Source organism: Staphylococcus roterodami, from assembly GCA_022493055.1.
Lineage (GTDB): Bacteria > Bacillota > Bacilli > Staphylococcales > Staphylococcaceae > Staphylococcus > Staphylococcus singaporensis.
The window spans coordinates 1720573-1742010 of the sequence record CP092781.1 but is presented as its reverse complement, the minus strand read 5'-3'; the positions used below and the strand labels follow the sequence as shown (position 1 = coordinate 1742010).

Genomic DNA, 21438 nt, shown 5'->3' with positions numbered 1-21438 from the left:
ATATGGTGTTATATATCATTTTGGCAATAATTGTGATTATATTGATTGCTGTAGGTGTATTGTTCTATTTACGTTCTAACAAAAGACAAATCATTGAAAAAGCAATAGAACGTAAAAATGAAATTGAAACGTTACCTTTTGATCAAAACCTTGCACAATTATCTAAGTTGAATTTAAAAGGTGAAACAAAAACGAAATACGATGCAATGAAAAAGGACAACGTAGAGAGTACAAATAAGTATCTAGCTCCTGTGGAAGAAAAAATCCATAATGCCGAGGCTTTACTAGATAAATTTAGTTTTAATGCATCTCAAACTGAAATTGACGATGCAAATGAATTGTTAGATAGCTATGAACAAAGTTATCAACAACAATTGGAAGATGTAAACGAAATTATTGCGTTATATAAAGATAATGATGAATTATATGATAAATGTAAAGTCGATTATCGAGAAATGAAACGTGATGTATTAGCGAATCGCCATCAATTTGGTGAAGCAGCAAGTTTACTTGAAACTGAAATTGAAAAGTTTGAGCCAAAGTTAGAGCAATTTGAAGTTCTTAAAGTTGATGGTAATTATGTACAAGCGCACAACCATATAGCTGCCTTGAATGAACAAATGAAACAGCTGAGATCATATATGGAAGAAATACCAGATTTAATTAGAGAAACACAAAAAGAATTACCTGGTCAATTCCAAGATTTAAAATATGGTTGTCGTGATCTTAAAGTAGAAGGATATGACCTTGATCACGTAAAAGTAGATAGTACGTTACAAAGTTTGAAAACTGAACTTAGTTTTGTAGAGCCATTAATTAGTCGTTTAGAATTGGAAGAAGCAAATGATAAATTAGCTCACATTAATGATAAGTTAGATGACATGTATGATTTAATTGAACATGAAGTTAAAGCTAAAAATGATGTTGAGGAAACCAAAGATATCATTACAGATAACTTATTTAAAGCTAAAGACATGAACTACACGCTACAAACTGAAATTGAATATGTACGTGAAAACTACTATATTAATGAATCTGATGCACAAAGTGTACGTCAGTTTGAAAATGAAATTCAAAGTTTGATTTCTGTATACGATGATATTTTAAAAGAAATGTCTAAATCAGCTGTACGATATAGTGAAGTTCAAGACAATTTACAGTATCTTGAGGATCATGTCACAGTAATTAACGAAAAACAAGAAAAGCTTCAAAATCATCTTATTCAATTACGCGAGGATGAAGCAGAAGCTGAAGATAATTTATTACGTGTGCAATCAAAGAAAGAGGAAGTATACCGTCGATTACTTGCTTCTAACTTAACAAGTGTGCCAGAAAGATTTATCATTATGAAAAATGAAATCGATCATGAAGTTCGTGACGTAAATGAACAATTTAGTGAGCGTCCAATTCATGTTAAACAATTAAAAGATAAAGTATCAAAAATTGTTATACAAATGAATACATTTGAAGATGAGGCAAACGATGTTCTCGTTAACGCTGTTTATGCTGAGAAACTAATTCAATATGGAAACAGATATCGTAAAGATTATAGCAATGTAGATAAAAGTTTGAATGAAGCTGAAAGGTTGTTTAAAAATAATCGCTATAAACGTGCGATTGAAATTTCAGAACAAGCACTTGAAAGTGTGGAGCCTGGCGTTACAAAACATATTGAAGAAGAAGTTATTAAACAATAGAAGATTATATAAATATGTGTTAATCAAATTATGAGAAGAGCTTGAGACATTAAGTTCTTAGGCAATGTAAAAAAGCTGATTTCTATTAATTATTTGATAGAAATCAGCTTTTTTCAAATATATTTGATAATATACAGCTCGTTGAGTCGCTATTTTCTTTATGTTAAGTGCCATTAATACAAAACCTAGCTCTCGTTTAACTTTATCTATTCCTCGAACTGACATTCGTGTGAAACCCAAAATAGCCTTCATAAATCCAAAAACAGGATCTACATCAATTTTTCTTTGACTATAGATTTTGGCTTTTCATATTTACGTTTTCTTTCAGAATAATCATCAAATTTCTTTTTGAACTTCTTAATTTCGTTTTTTTCTTATGAGTCTTTTCTCTAATTTGAGTACAATCTTCGTTCTCAATAGAATGATTTAAATCTTCGATTTCTTTATCTAAATGACTACCAACTAAATCAATTTCTTCTGTTGTTAAATCGCTATCTGCGTCTTCTTTAATCTCTGGTATTATTTTTTCTTCAACTAAGTCACGATATAATGCTTTTGAATTTTCGTTCAATTTCAATTCGTGATTTTGAATACTTTTATTCCACACAAATGTATATCTATTGGCACTAGCTTCTATTTTTGTACCATCAATAAAAATTGAATTATTATCAATAAGATTTTGCTTTAAACATTGACTATGGAACTGAATAAATAAAGATTCAATTAACGCATCAGTATTAGGGTTTACTCTAAAATGATTATTAGTTTTATAAGAAGGTGTTTGATTTTGAGCTAACCACATCATTCGAATACTGTCATGAAGTAATTTTTCTATTCTACGATCAGAAAATACAGATTGAGTATATGCATATAAGATAATTTTTAACATCATTTTTGGATGATAGGATGTTGCGCCACGATGGTGTCTGAATTCATCGAATTCACTATCAGGTATCATTTCAACAATTTCATTAACATATCTCGAAATATCATTTTTAGGAATTCTAACAGAAGTTTCTATTGGTAGTGTAAGTTGGATCAAGTTATAATTTTTATACATAAGGCACCTCGTTAATTTAGTTTAGTGGTATTTGTTAAATTATACGAAGGGACCCAACACAGAAAATTCAAATTATTGAATTATACATTTATGTGCAAGTTGGGCAAAGTGTCTTATTTTTTTAAAGTATTTAAAAGTAAAATTACATGTTAATACGTAGTATTAATGGCGAGACTCCTGAGGGAGCAGTGCCAGTCGAAGACCGAGGCTGAGACGGCACCCTAGGAAAGCGAAGCCATTCAATACGAAGTATTGTATAAATAGAGAACAGCAGTAAGATATTTTCTAATTGAAAATTATCTTACTGCTGTTTTTTTAGGGATTTATGTCCCAGCCTGTGCATTTTTTGATTCGCTTGTTTTGTATGGGTAATAAGGAAGATTTTATATTCTGTGTCATTCTATCCATCCGCAGAATAAAATAGCTGGAAATTGCAAGGTATTCAATGTAGCTTTTAAATCTAAATGTAATTCGACACTGGAATAAATTTTACATGACAATGATTTCCAAATTATAAATAAAATCATATAATTGCTATTTTTATTGCAGTTAAATAAGTAGAAATATGATTAATTTACCTGATAACCTTTATTTTTTGTGTGATAATAGTATAATGCTTGAGTAAAAACAATTTTAAACGATTGATGATTAATGAAAGAGAAGTGTTTATTTTGATATATCTAGATAATGCGGCAACGACGAAAGCATTTGAAGAAGTGTTAGATACTTATTTAAAAGTAAATCAATCAATGTATTTTAATCCTAGTAGTCCGCATAAAGCTGGTTTACAAGCAGATCAATTACTACAACAAGCAAAAGTTCAAATTAATAAAATGGTGAATGCCAATAAAAATTATGATGTTGTGTTCACAAGCGGAGCTACAGAGTCAAATAATATTGCGCTGAAAGGCGTCGCTTATCGCAAATTTGATACAGCAAATGAAATTATTACATCGATATTGGAACACCCATCTGTATTAGAAGTTGTAAGATATTTGGAAGAACGCGAAGGATTTAAAGTGAAATATGTTGATGTGACGAAAGACGGAAGTATTGATTTACAACACTTTAATGAATTAATGTCCGATAAAGTCGGTCTAGTTACCTGTATGTACGTAAATAATGTAACTGGACAAATCCAACCAATTGCTGAAATAGCTGAAATTTTAAAACAATATCCGAAAGTACATTTTCATGTGGATGCTGTGCAGGCATTCGGAAAAATTCCGGTAGATTTTAAAAATGTAGATAGCCTTAGTTTGAGTGGTCATAAATTTAATGGCTTAAAAGGGCAAGGTGTATTGTTAGTTAACCATATTCAAAATATCGAGCCGATTATTCAAGGCGGTGGCCAGGAATATGGTGTAAGAAGCGGTACTATCAATTTGCCTAGCGATATTGCTTTAGTTAAAGCAATGAAAATAGCAAATGATAATCGTGAAGCTTTACACACTTATGTAGACTCTTTAAATGAAGATATTAGGGAATTCCTTAAAACTTTTCGAGGTGTTTATATAAATTCGGCTAGAAATGCTTCACCATTTATTTTAAATATTAGTTTTCCTGGTGTGAAAGGTGAAGTGCTTGTAAATGCATTTTCAAAGTATGACATTATGGTATCAACAACTAGTGCTTGCTCATCAAAGCGTAATAAGTTAAATGAAGTACTGACTGCTATGGGATTATCAGATAAGGCAATTGAAGGTAGTATTCGATTATCATTTGGTGCCACTACAACTAAAGAAGATATTGAAAAATTTAAAGAAACATTCATCATCATATATGAGGAAATTAAGGAGTTGCTTAGATAATGAAGTATGACCACTTGCTTGTTAGGTATGGGGAACTAACATTAAAAGGTTCAAATAGAAAGAAATTTGTAAATCAATTAAGAAATAATGTTCATCAATCTTTAAAAGGTCTTGAAGGTTTTGTTGTAAAAGGTAAACGAGACCGCATGTATATTGAATTAGAAGAACATGCTGATATACACGAAATCACATATCGTTTATCAAAAATTTTCGGTATTAAATCTATTAGTCCAGTTTTAAAAATTGAAAAAACTTTAGAAGCTATGAGTGAAGCAGCAATCAAATTTGCACAAACGTTTGAGAACGGTAGTACATTTAAAATCGATGTAAAGCGTGCCGATAAAAATTACCCAATGGATACGTATGAGTTGCAACGTGAATTGGGTGGTGCAGTTTTGAAACAGATTGAAAACATTTCAGTTAATGTAAAGCGTCCGGATCATGAAATTAGAGTGGAAGTTAGATTAGATGCAATATACATGTATGAAGAAGTTGTATCAGGTGCAGGTGGTTTACCTGTAGGTACAGGTGGTAAAACTTTACTTATGTTATCAGGTGGAATTGATTCACCGGTAGCTGGCATGGAAGTAATGAGACGCGGTGTAACGATTGAAGCCATTCATTTTCATAGTCCGCCATTTACAAGTGAACAAGCGAAAGAAAAAGTTATTGAACTTACACGTATTTTAGCTGAACGTGTTGGTCCAATTAAACTACACATTGTTCCTTTTACAGAATTGCAAAAACAAGTGAATAAAGTTGTTCATCCTAGATACACGATGACATCAACAAGACGTATGATGATGAGAGTTGCTGACAAATTAGTACATCAAATTGGTGCACTGGCTATTGTAAATGGTGAAAATTTAGGACAGGTTGCAAGTCAAACACTTCATAGTATGTATGCAATTAATAATGTCACTTCTACACCTGTACTGCGTCCTTTATTAACATATGATAAAGAAGAAATCATTTTAAAATCTAAGGAAATTGGTACGTTTGAAACATCAATTCAGCCATTTGAAGATTGTTGTACGATTTTCACTCCTAAAAATCCAGTAACTGAACCAAACTTTGATAAAGTTGTTCAATACGAAAGCATTTTTGACTTTGAAGAAATGATTGATCGCGCTGTTGAAAACATTGAAACACTAGAAATTACTAGTGACTATAAAACTTCAAAAGAACAACAGACAGACGAATTAATAAACGACTTTCTATAATTAAAATTAGAGACTAACAATAAACATAAGGGGATGTTTAACTGTGGATTTAAATTTAACGATGATTCTAATCATTATTGTCTTTGGTTTTATAGCAGCATTTATCGATTCAGTTGTAGGTGGTGGAGGCTTGATTTCAACGCCAGCATTATTGGCAATTGGTTTGCCACCATCCATTGCATTAGGTACCAATAAATTAGCGAGTTCATTTGGTTCATTAACTAGTGCGGTTAAGTTTTTAAGATCAGGTAATGTAGATTTTAAAGTCGTAGCAAAGTTATTTGGTTTTGTATTTTTAGCATCTGCTTGTGGTGCTTTTATTGCAACGATGATACCATCGCACGTATTGAAGCCATTGATTATTGTTGCACTTTCATCAGTATTTATTTTTACGTTATTAAAAAAAGATTGGGGAAATACACGCACATTTACACATTTCACGTTTAAGAAAGCATTATTATTTGCAGGGTTATTTATTTTAATAGGCTTTTACGATGGTTTTGTTGGTGGTGGCACAGGATCATTTATGTTGTTTGTATTATTACTTTTTGGATTTGATTTTTTGAGTGCTGCCGGAAATGCCAAAGTATTGAACTTTGCATCAAATATTGGTGCACTTGTATTATTTATGATATTAGGACAAGTAGATTATATTATAGGTTTAGTTATGGCTGTAAGTATGATAGTAGGATCCTATGCAGGTGCCCATTTTGCGATTAAACAAGGTGTTAGTTATGTAAAAGTTTTATTTATTATTGTTACTGCGATTTTAATTTTAAAAAATGCTTTTGATTATATTCAACAATTTGTATCAAATTAAAATTTCTTTTGATTAATGCTTGAAAATTGTAATCTGACTTTTAATTGCGTATGATAAGGTTAGAAATTTTAATTCGTAGGAGGTCAATTTATGACTGAAATTACATTCAAAGGTGGTCCAATCCACTTAGTAGGGCAACAAATTAATGAAGGTGACATTGCACCTGACTTCACAGTATTAGATAATGACTTAAATCAAGTAACTTTAGCAGATTATGCTGGTAAAAAGAAATTGATTAGTGTAGTACCATCAATTGATACAGGTGTTTGTGATCAACAAACGCGTAAATTCAATTCTGAAGCTTCTAAAGAAGACGGTGTTGTATTAACCATTTCAGCAGACTTACCATTCGCACAAAAAAGATGGTGTGCTTCAGCTGGTTTGGACAATGTCATTACATTAAGTGATCACCGTGATTTATCTTTCGGTGAAAACTTTGGTGTTGTTATGCAAGAACTTCGCTTATTAGCTCGTGCAGTGTTTGTGTTAGATGCAGACAATAAGGTCGTTTATAAAGAAATTGTAAGTGAAGGTACTGATTTCCCAGACTTTGATTCTGCTTTAGCTGCATACCAAAATATTTAAGCGTTTAAGATAATAATTTTTTAAATCTATACTTAGTGTCCATCGATGTCAACAGCATTACAATAGTATTGTTTTCAATGCTTGTTTACAGACCAATGGGCACTTTTTATTGGAGAGGGACGACGATATGGCAGAAGAACAAACAATTATGGAACGCTTATTTCATACATTAGATGAAAAAGCTAAAGCTTTAAATAATGAAAATGGACAAAGTTTTATTGAAAATCTAGGATTAGCAATGGAACAAGTTTATACGAATGATAGAGAATTATTAGAACAAGCAACATTACAGGACAGACGTAAAGCATTTCAATTTGCATATTTAAGTTTAATGCAAGAAGAAAAGATACAGGCAAATCATCAAATTACACCAGACTCTATCGGGCTTATTTTAGGGTTTTTAGTTGAACGATTTATGAATAGTCAACAAGAGTTGCACATCGTTGATATCGCAAGTGGTGCGGGACATCTAAGTGCAACTGTAAATGAAGTATTACCTGAAATAGCTGTGATGCATCATTTAATTGAAGTTGATCCAGTATTGTCACGCGTAAGTGTGCATTTAGCTAACTTTTTAGAAATACCTTTTGATGTTTATCCTCAAGATGCAATTATGCCTTTACCAATAGAAGAGGCTGATGTTGTGATTGGTGATTTTCCAGTAGGATATTATCCGTTGGACGAGAGAAGTAAGGAATTTAAGCTAGGCTTTGATGAAGGACATAGCTACTCACATTACTTATTAATTGAACAGGCAATAAATACGTTAAAGGCTTCTGGATATGCCTTTTTAGTAGTGCCAAGTAATATATTTACAGGTGAACATGTAAAACAGCTTGAAAAATATATTGCAACAGAGACGGAAATGCAAGCATTTTTAAATTTGCCACCAACTTTATTTAAAAATGAAAAAGCACGAAAATCCATATTAATTTTACAAAAGAAAAAATCGGGTGAAACAAAGCCAGTTGAAGTATTATTAGCGAATATACCTGATTTCAAAAATCCTTCACAATTCCAAGGATTTATGACTGAGTTAAATCAATGGATGGACACAAATCGTCCTAAAAAATAATCTGTAATAGTATAGTCATAAAACTGTATGAATGATAAAATGAAAAATGAAATAGTATAAAAAGCAAACGATGGAGGATCATTACTTATGTCAAAATTAATCTTGGCTATCAACGCTGGTAGTTCATCATTAAAATTTCAATTAATTAGAATGCCCGAAGAGGAATTAGTAACAAAAGGTTTAGTAGAAAGAATCGGACTTAAGGATTCAATTTTTACAATCGAAGTAAACGGGGAAAAAGTTAAAACAGTACAAGATATTAAAGACCACGTAGAAGCGGTAGATATCATGTTAGACGCATTTAAAGCACACAATATTATTAATGATATTAATGATATTGATGGAACTGGACACCGTGTTGTACATGGTGGTGAAAAATTCCCTGAATCAGTAGCTATTACTGATGAGGTTGAAAAGGAAATTGAAGAATTAAGCGAATTAGCACCACTTCACAACCCAGCAAACTTAATGGGTATCCGTGCATTCCGTAAATTATTACCAAATATCCCTCATGTGGCAATTTTTGATACAGCATTCCATCAAACTATGCCTGAAAAAGCATATTTATACAGCTTGCCATATCATTACTATAAAGACTTTGGTATTCGTAAGTATGGTTTCCATGGTACAAGTCATAAATTTGTATCTCAAAGAGCAGCTGAATTATTAGATAAACCTATTGAAGATTTACGTATTATTTCTTGTCATATCGGTAATGGTGCATCTATTGCAGCGATTGATGGTGGTAAATCTATTGATACATCAATGGGCTTCACACCTCTTGCAGGTGTAACAATGGGTACACGTTCTGGTAATATTGACCCTGCTTTAATTCCATTTATTATGGAAAAAACTGGTAAAACTGCTGAACAAGTATTAGAAATTTTAAATAAAGAATCTGGTTTATTAGGTTTATCAGGTACTTCAAGTGATTTACGTGACTTATCTGAAGAAGCTGAAACAGGTAAAGCACGTTCACAAATGGCTTTAGATGTATTTGCATCTAAAATTCACAAATACATTGGTTCATATGCAGCAAGAATGCATGGTGTAGATGTTATCGTATTTACTGCAGGAATTGGTGAAAACTCTGTAGAAATTCGTGCGAAAGTACTTGAAGGATTAGAATTCATGGGCGTATACTGGGATCCTAAGAAAAATGAAAACTTACAACGTGGTAAAGAAGGATTTATCAATTATCCTCATTCTCCTGTTAAAGTTGTTGTTATTCCAACAGATGAAGAAAGTATGATTGCTCGTGATGTTATGACATTCGGTGGTTTGAAATAATTTTAATATAAAAAACAAGCGCTTATCTCCTATGAAATTATATAGGAGATAGGTGTTTTTTTTATTGAATGTCCGGAAACTAAAGAGATGCATAATTAAGACAATTTTAAATGTTTGTGCTAAAAATAGCATAAAAATCTAGTTATCCGCATAAAAACTGGACTTATCACACTTTATCAAGGTCAAAACCACTCAATTTACTACTAATTTACTACTTATGAATGAGCTTTGATACGACGATTTATCCTTGAAAAGTGAAGATATAAAGATACTTCCAATAAAATTTGAATATTTAATAGGTAGACACTTCAAAAAATGAGGTGTCTATTTTTTTACCCGATTTTGAAAGGAAGTGAACTTATGAAAACAAAAAATCAAGAATCAAAAGGTCGTTCCCCACTCTTTAAGACCATCAAACATTCATTCAGCCAATAAAAAAGAAAGGATAGGTAAAAATATGGAACTTAAATTTGTGATTCCCAACATGGAAAAAACATTCGGCAATTTAGAATTTGCTGGCGAGGATAAAGTCGTTCAGCGAAGAATCAACGGACGGCTAACTGTCTTATCAAGAAGCTATAATCTCTATTCTGATGTTCAAAGAGCAGATGATATTGTGGTGGTGCTTCCTGCTGAAGCTGGCGAAAAACATTTCGGCTTTGAGGAACGTGTGAAGTTAGTCAATCCACGTATTACCGCAGAGGGCTACAAAATCGGCACTCGTGGTTTTACAAATTACCTTTTACATGCTGACGACATGATAAAAGAATAAAGAAAGAGAGGAAAAATGATGAGATTAGCAAATGGCATTGTATTAGATAAAGACACGACTTTTGGAGAATTGAAATTCTCTGCTCTACGTCGTGAAGTGAGAATCCAAAATGAAGACGGGTCGGTTTCAGATGAAATCAAGGAACGTACCTATGACTTAAAATCCAAAGGACAAGGACGCATGATTCAAGTAAGTATTCCTGCCAGCGTGCCTTTGAAAGAGTTTGATTATAACGCACGGGTGGAACTTATCAATCCCATTGCGGACACCGTTGCTACTGCCACCTATCAAGGAGCAGATGTTGACTGGTATATCAAGGCAGACGATATTGTGCTGACAAAGGATTCTAGTTCATTCAAAGCTCAACCACAAGCAAAGAAAGAACCGACACAAGACAAATAGTCGCTAGGTAGAAAGGAGACTTTTTCGCATGAAACAGCGTGGTAAAAGGATTCGCCCATCTGGTAAAGATTTAGTCTTTCATTTTACGATAGCGTCACTCCTGCCTGTTTTCCTGCTGGTTGTCGGACTGTTTCATGTGAAGACAATCCAGCAGATCAACTGGCAGGATTTTAACCTATCACAAGCAGATAAGATTGACATTCCCTATTTAATTATCAGTTTCAGTGTCGCAATTCTTATCTGCTTGCTGGTAGCGTTTGTATTCAAACGGGTTCGCTATGATACGGTTAAACAACTTTACCACCGTCAAAAACTGGCAAAGATGATACTTGAAAACAAGTGGTATGAATCTGAACAGGTCAAAACAGAGGGTTTCTTTAAAGATAGTGCTGGTCGTACAAAGGAAAAGATAACCTACTTCCCTAAAATGTATTATCGACTTAAAAATGGCTTGATACAGATACGGGTGGAAATCACGCTGGGAAAATATCAAGACCAACTCTTACACTTGGAAAAGAAATTAGAGAGTGGCTTGTACTGTGAGCTGACGGATAAAGAGTTAAAGGATTCCTATGTGGAATATACTTTGCTCTATGACACCATAGCCAGTCGTATTTCTATTGATGAAGTAGAAGCTAAAGATGGTAAACTTCGCTTAATGAAAAACGTATGGTGGGAATATGATAAGCTCCCTCATATGTTGATTGCTGGTGGTACAGGTGGCGGTAAAACTTACTTTATACTGACACTGATTGAAGCCTTGCTTCATACAGATTCAAAACTGTATATTCTTGACCCGAAAAATGCTGATCTTGCGGACTTAGGTTCTGTGATGGCAAATGTCTACTATAGAAAAGAAGACTTGCTTTCTTGCATTGAAACATTCTATGAAGAAATGATGAAACGTAGTGAGGAAATGAAGCAGATGAAGAACTATAAGACTGGCAAAAATTATGCTTACTTAGGTCTCCCGGCACACTTCTTAATCTTTGATGAATACGTCGCTTTCATGGAAATGCTGGGAACAAAAGAAAACACCGCAGTTATGAATAAGCTGAAACAGATTGTCATGTTAGGTCGTCAAGCTGGCTTCTTTCTAATACTGGCTTGTCAACGTCCAGACGCAAAATATTTAGGCGACGGAATCCGTGATCAGTTTAATTTCAGAGTGGCTTTAGGTCGTATGTCTGAAATGGGCTATGGCATGATGTTTGGCAGTGACGTACAAAAGGATTTCTTCTTAAAGCGAATCAAAGGTCGTGGCTATGTTGATGTAGGAACAAGTGTCATATCAGAGTTTTATACTCCCCTTGTACCAAAAGGATATGATTTCTTGGAGGAAATTAAAAAGTTATCCAACAGCAGACAGTCCACGCAGGCGACGTGCGAAGCGGAAGTCGCAGGTGTGGACTGATCTTGCTGGCTGGTGTGGCAATAGCCACGCCAGCACTTAACCCCCCGTATCTAACAGGGGGGTACAAATCGACAGGAAACAGTCAAAAAAACATTAGAAAATCCTTTGGTTACAAGGGATTTACAAAATTTCAGCGTATGTCAAATGGGCTTTAAAAGTTGACATACGCCTTTTTGATTGGAGGGATTTTTACTGAATGAACAAACTTGGTTACAGCATTTAAAAGAAAAACGCTTGGCTTATGGACTATCTCAAAACCGTTTAGCTGTTGCGACTGGTATTACAAGGCAGTATCTAAGCGATATTGAAACAGGAAAAGTCAAGCCATCAGAGGATTTACAGCAGTCCCTTTGGGAAGCTCTGGAACGCTTCAATCCCGACGCTCCCCTTGAAATGCTGTTTGATTATGTAAGAATTCGCTTTCCGACAACAGACGTACAGCAGGTGGTCGAAAACATCTTACAACTGAAACTGTCCTATTTTCTTCATGAGGACTATGGTTTCTATTCTTATTCAGAGCATTATGCTTTAGGCGACATATTCGTCCTTTGCTCCCATGAACTGGACAAAGGAGTTCTGGTGGAATTGAAAGGTCGTGGGTGCAGACAATTTGAAAGCTATCTTCTGGCACAACAAAGAAGCTGGTATGAGTTCTTTATGGACGTTTTGGTGGCTGGCGGTGTGATGAAACGCCTTGACCTTGCCATTAACGATAAGACAGGGATTTTAAATATCCCTGTACTCACTGAAAAGTGCCAACAGGAAGAATGTATCTCCGTCTTCCGCAGTTTTAAAAGCTATCGCAGTGGCGAACTGGTACGCAAAGAGGAAAAGGAATGTATGGGAAACACCCTCTATATCGGTTCATTACAAAGTGAAGTTTATTTCTGTATCTATGAAAAGGACTACGAGCAGTACAAGAAAAATGATATTCCCATTGAAGACGCAGAAGTAAAAAACCGTTTTGAGATTCGATTGAAAAATGAGCGTGCCTATTATGCAGTCCGTGATTTACTCGTCTATGACAATCCAGAGCATACCGCCTTTAAAATTATCAATCGGTATATCCGTTTTGTAGATAAAGACGATTCCAAACCTCGTTCTGATTGGAAACTGAATGAAGAATGGGCTTGGTTTATTGGGAACAATCGCGAACGATTAAAACTAACCACAAAACCAGAGCCTTACTCCTTCCAAAGGACGCTGAACTGGCTATCTCATCAAGTTGCCCCGACCTTAAAGGTTGCGATTAAACTTGATGAAATCAACCAGACGCAGGTTGTAAAAGACATTCTCGACCATGCGAAACTGACAGACCGACACAAGCAGATTTTGAAGCAACAGTCAGTAAAAGAACAGGACGTGATAACAACAAAAAAATAACTCAAATACAAATTCATTGAATATAGAGAGGAGAACATTTTTATGAATTTTGGACAAAACCTTTATAACTGGTTTCTATCAAACGCTCAATCACTGGTGCTTTTAGCAATCGTTGTGATTGGCTTGTATCTTGGCTTCAAGCGTGAGTTTAGCAAACTGATTGGCTTTTTAATTATTGCGATTATTGCGGTTGGCTTAGTCTTCAACGCTGCTGGAGTAAAAGACATTTTACTAGAGCTATTCAATCGCATTATTGGTGCTTAAATAAAACCGTTCTTTTGTGGAATATAAGTGGTTTTCTTATGTTCCGCAAAGGAATGGTACACCAAACGAAGTGCGGTAGGGATTTTTGAATCTCTACAAAGAAAGGACGTGAATATATGGACGATATGCAAGTCTATATTGCGAATTTAGGCAAATACAATGAGGGCGAATTGGTCGGTGCGTGGTTTACCTTTCCCATTGACTTTGAGGAAGTCAAAGAGAAAATCGGCTTGAATGATGAATATGAGGAATACGCCATTCATGACTACGAGTTACCCTTTACGGTTGACGAATACACTTCCATTGGCGAACTCAATCGACTATGGGAAATGGTATCGGAATTACCCGAAGAATTACAATCGGAGCTATCTGCTCTGCTCACTCATTTTTCAAGCATTGAAGAACTAAGCGAACATCAAGAGGATATTATCATTCATTCCGATTGTGATGATATGTATGACGTGGCACGCTACTACATTGAAGAAACGGGTGCTTTAGGCGAAGTACCAGCTAGTCTTCAAAACTATATTGATTATCAAGCCTATGGTCGGGATTTAGACCTTTCAGGAACGTTTATCTCAACCAATCATGGGATTTTTGAAATCGTCTATTAAATCTGTCGGTACATTACTACTGGCAGATTTTCTATTTTACGGGGTGGCTCAATCAGCTACCCCTATTTTTTATGAAAGGATTGATTACATGAAGAAAATACGAAGCTATACCAGTATCTGGTCTGTGGAAAAGGTACTGTATTCTATCAATGATTTTAGACTTCCGTTTCCCATAACCTTTACGCAAATGACATGGTTTGTCGTGTCACTCTTTGCAGTGATGATACTTGGCAACTTGCCCCCTCTTTCCATGATAGAGGGAGCATTTCTCAAATACTTTGGGATTCCTGTGGCTTTCACATGGTTTATGTCTACAAAAACTTTTGATGGTAAAAAGCCTTATGGATTTTTGAAGTCTGTCATTGCTTATGCACTGCGACCAAAGCTGACCTATGCAGGAAAAAAAGTAACGCTTGGCAGAAACCAGCCACAAGAAGCCATTACAGCAGTTAGGAGTGAATTTTATGGCATATCCAATTAAATACATTGAAAACAATCTCGTCTGGAATAAAGACGGGGAATGTTATGCTTACTATGAGCTTGTTCCTTACAATTACTCATTTCTAAGTCCAGAACAGAAAATACAAGTGCATGATTCTTTCAGACAGCTTATCGCACAAAATCGTGATGGCAAAATTCATGCTTTACAAATCAGTACAGAATCCAGCATACGTTCTGCACAAGAGCGTTCCAAAAATGAAGTCACTGGCAAGCTCAAAGCGGTTGCCTATGACAAAATCGACCAACAGACAGACGCTTTAATATCCATGATTGGCGAAAATCAAGTGAACTACCGTTTCTTTATCGGCTTTAAGTTGCTTCTCAACGATCAGGAGTTTTCTATGAAAAGTCTTACCGTTGAAGCAAAAAATGCTTTGTCTGATTTTGTCTATGATGTGAACCATAAGCTGATGGGCGATTTTGTTAGTATGAGTAATGATGAAATCCTGCGTTTTCAGAAGATGGAAAAGCTCTTAGAAAATAAAATCTCTCGTCGTTTCAAAATCCGCAGGTTAGATAAGGACGACTTCGGCTATCTGATTGAACACCTTTACGGACAGACAGGCACTGCCTATGAAGAGTATGAGTACCATCTATCAAAGAAAAAGCTGGATAATGAAACGCTGATTAAATACTATGACTTGATTAAGCCTACTCGCTGTTTGGTGGAAGAAAAACAGCGATATTTGAAAATCCAGCAGGAAGATGAAACCGTCTATGTAGCTTACTTTACCATTAACAGCATTGTCGGAGAACTGGACTTCCCGTCCTCTGAAATCTTCTACTACCAGCAACAGCAATTTACATTCCCGATTGATACGTCAATGAATGTGGAAATTGTAGCGAATCGTAAAGCCCTATCTACTGTCCGCAATAAAAAGAAAGAACTGAAAGACTTGGATAACCACGCTTGGCAAAGTGATAATGAAACCAGCTCCAATGTGGCGGAAGCTCTGGAAAGTGTGAATGAGCTGGAAACCAATTTAGACCAAAGCAAGGAATCTATGTACAAGCTGTCTTATGTGGTAAGGGTATCAGCAAATGATCTTGACGAACTCAAACGTCGTTGTAATGAAGTGAAAGATTTTTATGACGATTTAAGCGTAAAACTGGTACGACCATTTGGGGATATGCTCGGCTTACATGAAGAATTTTTACCTGCCAGCAAGCGTTATATGAATGATTATATTCAATACGTGACCTCTGATTTCCTCGCTGGTTTAGGTTTTGGTGCTACTCAAATGCTGGGGGAAAATGAGGGGATTTATGTTGGCTACAGCTTAGATACTGGACGCAATGTCTATCTGAAACCTGCTCTTGCCAGTCAAGGGGTTAAGGGTTCAGTAACCAATGCGTTAGCGTCGGCTTTTGTTGGTTCGCTGGGTGGTGGTAAATCCTTTGCGAATAACCTTATCGTCTATTATGCGGTGCTTTATGGGGCACAAGCAGTGATTGTAGACCCAAAAGCAGAACGTGGCAGATGGAAAGAAACCTTGCCAGAGATTTCCCATGAAATCAATATCGTCACTCTGACTTCTGATGAGAAAAACAAAGGCTTACTTGACCCTTATGTGATTATGAAAAATCCCAAAGATTCTGAATCACTGGCTATTGATATTCTGACATTCCTTACGGGGATTTCCTCTCGTGATGGGGAACGCTTCCCAATCCTTAGAAAAGCCATTCGTGCAGTAACCAATAGTGAAGTACGAGGGTTGATGAAAGTGATTGAGGAATTACGGGTTGAGAATACGCCACTAAGTACCAGTATAGCCGACCATATCGAAAGTTTTACAGACTATGACTTTGCACATTTATTATTCAGTAATGGTTATGTGGAGCAGTCTATCAGCTTAGAAAAACAACTGAACATTATACAGGTTGCGGACTTGGTACTTCCCGACAAGGAAACTTCCTTTGAGGAATATACCACTATGGAGCTTTTATCCGTTGCTATGCTGATTGTCATTAGTACCTTTGCTTTAGACTTTATCCATACAGACCGAAGCATTTTCAAGATTGTAGATTTAGACGAAGCATGGAGCTTTTTACAGGTAGCACAAGGAAAAACACTATCTATGAAGCTGGTTCGGGCTGGTCGTGCTATGAACGCTGGGGTATATTTCGTGACCCAAAATACAGACGACCTCTTAGATGAAAAACTGAAAAATAACCTCGGCTTAAAATTTGCATTTCGTTCCACTGACCTTAACGAGATTAAAAAGACCTTAGCCTTTTTTGGTGTAGACCCAGAGGACGAAAACAATCAGAAGCGATTGCGTGATTTGGAAAACGGGCAATGCCTTATCAGTGATTTATATGGTCGTGTCGGTGTGATACAGTTCCACCCTGTATTTGAAGAACTGCTCCATGCCTTTGATACCAGACCACCTGTGCGAAAAGAGGTGTAAATGTGAAACCATCAATAGTAAACAGAATAAAATCAAACTGGACGCTGAAACGTCTAGGTAAAGTGGCAATGACAGTGGCTTTCACACTTGTGATTGCCATTTTTCTTTTAGCCATGCTGGGAACGGTGGTTCAAGCTGCGGGCTTGGTAGATGATACGGTCAATGTGGCAAATGAATACAGCCGATACCCACTTGAAAACTATCAACTGGATTTTTATGTGGATAATAGCTGGGGCTGGCTTCCGTGGAACTGGTCGGACGGGATTGGAAAACAGGTCATGTATGGACTATATGCCATTACCAATTTTATTTGGACAATCAGTTTGTATGTTTCCAATGCGACAGGTTACTTAGTACAGGAAGCCTATTCCTTAGACTTCATTTCCGCTACAGCAGATTCCATTGGTAAGAATATGCAGACCTTAGCTGGTGTGAGTGCAAACGGATTTTCAACAGAGGGTTTCTATGTTGGATTCCTCTTACTCTTGATTTTGGTTCTTGGGGTTTATGTTGCCTATACGGGACTGATAAAGAGAGAAACCACAAAGGCAATTCATGCCATTATGAATTTTGTGCTGGTGTTTATCCTATCGGCTTCCTTTATTGCCTACGCTCCCGACTACATTAAAAAAATCAATGACTTTTCATCAGACATCAGTAATGCCAGTTTATCACTTGGCACGAAGATTGTCATGCCCCATTCCGATAGTCAAGGCAAGGACAGCGTGGACTTAATCAGAGATAGCCTGTTTTCCATACAGGTTCAGCAACCGTGGCTACTGCTTCAATACAACAGTTCAGACATTGAAAGTATCGGTATTGACCGTGTGGAAAGCCTGCTCTCCACCAGCCCAGATTCCAACAATGGCGAAGACAGAGAAAAAATTGTTGCGGAAGAAATTGAAGACAGAAGCAATACCAATCTAACCATTACAAAGACCATTAACCGTTTAGGTACAGTCTTCTTCCTATTTGTCTTCAATATTGGGATTTCCATATTTGTATTCCTATTAACAGGAATCATGATTTTCTCGCAGGTACTTTTTATCATCTATGCTATGTTTCTGCCTGTGAGCTTTATTTTAAGCATGATTCCATCATTTGATGGTATGTCAAAACGAGCCATAACAAAGCTCTTTAATACCATTTTGACACGAGCTGGAATCACATTGATTATTACGACAGCATTTAGTATTTCAACCATGCTCTATACCTTATCGGCTGGTTATCCGTTCTTTTTGATTGCTTTTCTACAGATTGTGACCTTTGCAGGAATCTACTTCAAGCTGGGCGATTTAATGAGTATGTTTTCTCTACAGAGTAACGATTCTCAAAGTGTGGGAAGTCGTGTGATGAGAAAACCTCGTATGCTTATGCACGCTCACATGCACCGTCTACAGCGGAAACTTGGACGTTCCATGACTACTCTAGGGGCTGGGTCTGCCATTGTTACAGGTAAAAAAGGACAGTCGGGTTCGGGGAGTTCTGCAAGGACACAAGCAGATCACTCCCGACCAGACGGAAAGGAAAAATCAACACTTGGAAAACGTATCGGTCAAACCATCGGTACAGTAGCTGATACCAAAGACAGAATGGTAGACACTGCTAGTGGTTTGAAAGAACAGGTTAAAGATTTGCCGACCAATGCAAGATATGCAGTATATCAAGGAAAATCCAAAGTAAAAGAGAATGTCCGTGATTTAACCAGTAGTATTTCTCAAACCAAAGCGGACAGAGCCAGTGGACGCAAGGAACAGCAGGAACAAAGGCGAAAAACCATTGCGAAGCGTCGCTCTGAAATGGAACAGGTCAAACAGAAAAAACAGCCTGCTTCTTCTGTTCATGAAAGACCGACTACAAGACAAGAACAATATCATGATGAACAGACCTCAAAACAGTCTAATATTCAGACTTCATATAAGGAATCTCAACAAGCCAAACAAGAGCGTCCAGCAGTTAAGTCCGATTTTTCAAGTCCAAAAGTGGAACGCCAAGGCAATACCGTTCAAGAAAAAACCGTTCAAAAGCCAGCAACTTCAACCACTACAGCAGATAGAACTTCACAACGTCCAATCACAAAAGAACGTCCGTCTACTGTTCAAAGAGTACCACTACAAAATACAAGAAGTAGACCACCAATCAAAACCGCCACCATTAAGAAAGTCGGTAAGAAACCATGAAGTTGAAAACTTTAGTGATTGGTGGTTCTGGATTATTCTTGATGGTCTTCTCACTGCTTCTGTTTGTTGCCATTTTATTTTCAGATGAACAGGACAGCGGAATTTCCAATATTCATTATGGAGGTGTGAATGTTTCCGCAGAAGTGCTGGCTCATAAGCCTATGGTAGAAAAATATGCCAAAGAATATGGCGTTGAAGAATATGTCAACATACTTCTTGCGATTATACAGGTGGAATCGGGCGGTACTGCGGAAGATGTTATGCAGTCCTCGGAATCCCTCGGTCTTCCACCTAATTCATTGAGTACAGAAGAATCCATTAAGCAAGGTGTGAAGTATTTCAGTGAATTATTAGCCAGTAGCGAAAGGCTCAGTGTAGATTTAGAATCGGTTATCCAGTCCTACAATTATGGTGGTGGTTTCTTAGGGTATGTGGCTAATCGTGGAAATAAATATACCTTTGAACTGGCTCAAAGTTTCTCAAAAGAGTATTCAGGTGGCGAAAAAGTGTCTTACCCCAATCCCATAGCCATACCTATCAATGGGGGCTGGCGATACAACTATGGCAATATGTTTTATGTGCAACTGGTAACGCAGTATCTTGTCACAACAGAGTTTGATGATGATACGGTACAAGCCATCATGGACGAAGCACTGAAATATGAGGGCTGGCGATACGTTTACGGTGGAGCTTCCCCGACTACTTCTTTTGATTGTAGCGGACTGACACAATGGACGTATGGAAAAGCTGGAATTAACTTACCACGAACCGCACAACAGCAATATGATGTGACCCAGCATATCCCACTATCGGAAGCACAAGCTGGCGATTTGGTTTTCTTTCATTCTACCTATAACGCTGGCTCTTATATTACTCATGTTGGGATATACCTTGGCAATAACCGTATGTTTCATGCAGGCGACCCAATCGGTTATGCCGACTTAACAAGCCCCTACTGGCAACAGCATTTAGTGGGAGCAGGACGAATCAAACAATGAGAAAGGAAGATTTAATGATGAAATTTAGAAAAAATCAGAATAAAGAAAAACAGATACCAAAGGAAAAGAAACCTCGTGTCTATAAGGTCAATCCTCATAAAAAGGTTGTGATTGCCTTGTGGGTACTTTTAGGGCTTAGTTTCAGCTTTGCGATATTCAAGCACTTTACAGCTATAGATACTCATACTATTCACGAAACAACTATCATAGAAAAGGAATACGTTGATACTCATCATGTAGAAAATTTTGTAGAGAACTTTGCGAAAGTCTACTATTCATGGGAGCAATCCGATAAGTCCATTGATAATCGAATGGAAAGTCTAAAAGGCTATCTGACAGATGAACTTCAAGCTCTCAATGTTGATACAGTACGCAAAGATATTCCTGTATCGTCTTCTGTAAGAGGATTTCAGATATGGACGGTAGAGCCAACTGGCGACAATGAGTTTAATGTAACCTACAGTGTAGACCAGCTCATTACAGAGGGAGAAAATACAAAGACCGTCCACTCTGCTTATATAGTGAGTGTCTATGTAGATGGTTCTGGAAATATGGTACTGGTTAAGAATCCGACCATTACCAACATACCTAAGAAATCAAGTTATAAACCAAAAGCCATTGAAAGTGAGGGGACGGTTGATTCCATTACAACCAATGAAATCAATGAGTTTTTAACGACGTTCTTCAAGCTCTATCCTACAGCGACAGCCAGTGAACTTTCCTACTATGTGAATGACGGGATATTAAAACCAATCGGAAAAGAGTACATCTTTCAAGAACTGGTAAATCCTATTCACAATCGTAAGGATAATCAAGTCACGGTATCGCTGACAGTGGAGTATATCGACCAGCAGACCAAAGCAACGCAGGTATCTCAATTTGATTTGGTACTTGAAAAGAACGGGAGTAATTGGAAGATTATAGAATAACAAATATTG

At 36.4% G+C, this 21438-nt stretch carries 19 protein-coding genes and 1 pseudogene; 19 read left to right on the top strand and 1 reads right to left on the bottom strand.

Annotated elements, in window-relative coordinates; all coding sequences use genetic code 11:
* Positions 1-2 precede the first annotated feature (2 nt).
* Complete coding sequence (ezrA, locus tag ML436_08415; protein UMT77221.1) at positions 3-1697, top strand: septation ring formation regulator EzrA; 1695 nt, start codon at positions 3-5, stop codon at positions 1695-1697.
* 57 nt (positions 1698-1754) lie between these two features.
* On the opposite strand, the pseudogene ML436_08410 reads toward ezrA, so the two are convergent.
* Positions 1755-2757, bottom strand: a pseudogene (locus tag ML436_08410) (transposase).
* A 662-nt stretch (positions 2758-3419) separates the two neighbouring features.
* On the opposite strand from ML436_08410, the gene ML436_08405 reads away from it, so the two are divergent.
* The 18 genes from ML436_08405 to ML436_08320 all read left to right on the top strand — a co-directional run bounded on the left by ML436_08405 (position 3420) and on the right by ML436_08320 (position 21429).
* Positions 3420-4568: a cysteine desulfurase gene (locus ML436_08405; protein ID UMT79507.1), complete on the top strand. Its 1149-nt coding sequence runs from the start codon at positions 3420-3422 to the stop codon at positions 4566-4568.
* Positions 4568-5791 carry a tRNA 4-thiouridine(8) synthase ThiI gene (gene thiI, locus ML436_08400; protein ID UMT77220.1) on the top strand — a complete coding sequence of 408 codons (1224 nt, stop codon included), beginning with the start codon at positions 4568-4570 and terminating at the stop codon, positions 5789-5791. The genes ML436_08405 and thiI overlap by 1 nt, the downstream gene beginning before the upstream one ends.
* Positions 5792-5834: 43 nt before the next feature.
* A complete protein-coding gene (locus tag ML436_08395; GenBank protein ID UMT77219.1) occupies positions 5835-6611 on the top strand; it encodes a TSUP family transporter in 777 nt (258 codons plus the stop codon).
* A gap of 90 nt (positions 6612-6701) precedes the next feature.
* The gene (gene tpx / locus ML436_08390; protein ID UMT77218.1) at positions 6702-7196 is read left to right on the top strand and encodes a thiol peroxidase; all 495 of its coding nucleotides are present in this window, start codon (positions 6702-6704) and stop codon (positions 7194-7196) included.
* A gap of 127 nt (positions 7197-7323) precedes the next feature.
* Positions 7324-8271 carry a class I SAM-dependent methyltransferase gene (locus ML436_08385; GenBank protein ID UMT77217.1) on the top strand — a complete coding sequence of 316 codons (948 nt, stop codon included), beginning with the start codon at positions 7324-7326 and terminating at the stop codon, positions 8269-8271.
* A gap of 87 nt (positions 8272-8358) precedes the next feature.
* Entirely contained in the window at positions 8359-9561 is a 1203-nt protein-coding gene (locus ML436_08380) for an acetate kinase (protein ID UMT77216.1), read from the top strand.
* A gap of 457 nt (positions 9562-10018) precedes the next feature.
* Positions 10019-10333 carry a YdcP family protein gene (locus ML436_08375; GenBank protein UMT77215.1) on the top strand — a complete coding sequence of 105 codons (315 nt, stop codon included), beginning with the start codon at positions 10019-10021 and terminating at the stop codon, positions 10331-10333.
* A gap of 15 nt (positions 10334-10348) precedes the next feature.
* Positions 10349-10735 carry a YdcP family protein gene (locus tag ML436_08370; protein ID UMT77214.1) on the top strand — a complete coding sequence of 129 codons (387 nt, stop codon included), beginning with the start codon at positions 10349-10351 and terminating at the stop codon, positions 10733-10735.
* Between the two features lie 28 nt (positions 10736-10763).
* Entirely contained in the window at positions 10764-12149 is a 1386-nt protein-coding gene (locus ML436_08365; GenBank protein UMT77213.1) for a DUF87 domain-containing protein, read from the top strand.
* Positions 12150-12151: 2 nt separating this feature from the next.
* Positions 12152-12304, top strand: coding sequence for a conjugal transfer protein (locus tag ML436_08360; protein ID UMT77212.1), 153 nt, complete (start codon positions 12152-12154; stop codon positions 12302-12304).
* Positions 12305-12326: 22 nt separating this feature from the next.
* On the top strand, positions 12327-13532 hold the full coding sequence (locus ML436_08355; GenBank protein UMT77211.1) for a replication initiation factor domain-containing protein: 1206 nt from the start codon (positions 12327-12329) through the stop codon (positions 13530-13532).
* Between the two features lie 42 nt (positions 13533-13574).
* Entirely contained in the window at positions 13575-13796 is a 222-nt protein-coding gene (locus ML436_08350; GenBank protein ID UMT77210.1) for a hypothetical protein, read from the top strand.
* A gap of 116 nt (positions 13797-13912) precedes the next feature.
* Complete coding sequence (locus ML436_08345; GenBank protein ID UMT77209.1) at positions 13913-14410, top strand: antirestriction protein ArdA; 498 nt, start codon at positions 13913-13915, stop codon at positions 14408-14410.
* 88 nt (positions 14411-14498) lie between these two features.
* Positions 14499-14891, top strand: a complete 393-nt coding sequence (locus ML436_08340; protein UMT77208.1) for a conjugal transfer protein — start codon at positions 14499-14501, stop codon at positions 14889-14891.
* Complete coding sequence (locus ML436_08335) at positions 14875-17322, top strand: ATP-binding protein (protein ID UMT77207.1); 2448 nt, start codon at positions 14875-14877, stop codon at positions 17320-17322. Before ML436_08340 ends, ML436_08335 begins: the two co-directional genes overlap by 17 nt.
* A 2-nt stretch (positions 17323-17324) precedes the next feature.
* Complete coding sequence (locus tag ML436_08330; GenBank protein UMT77206.1) at positions 17325-19502, top strand: YtxH domain-containing protein; 2178 nt, start codon at positions 17325-17327, stop codon at positions 19500-19502.
* On the top strand, positions 19499-20500 hold the full coding sequence (locus ML436_08325) for a bifunctional lysozyme/C40 family peptidase (GenBank protein ID UMT77205.1): 1002 nt from the start codon (positions 19499-19501) through the stop codon (positions 20498-20500). Before ML436_08330 ends, ML436_08325 begins: the two co-directional genes overlap by 4 nt.
* On the top strand, positions 20497-21429 hold the full coding sequence (locus ML436_08320) for a conjugal transfer protein (GenBank protein UMT77204.1): 933 nt from the start codon (positions 20497-20499) through the stop codon (positions 21427-21429). The genes ML436_08325 and ML436_08320 overlap by 4 nt, the downstream gene beginning before the upstream one ends.
* The last annotated feature ends 9 nt before the right edge of the window (positions 21430-21438 follow it).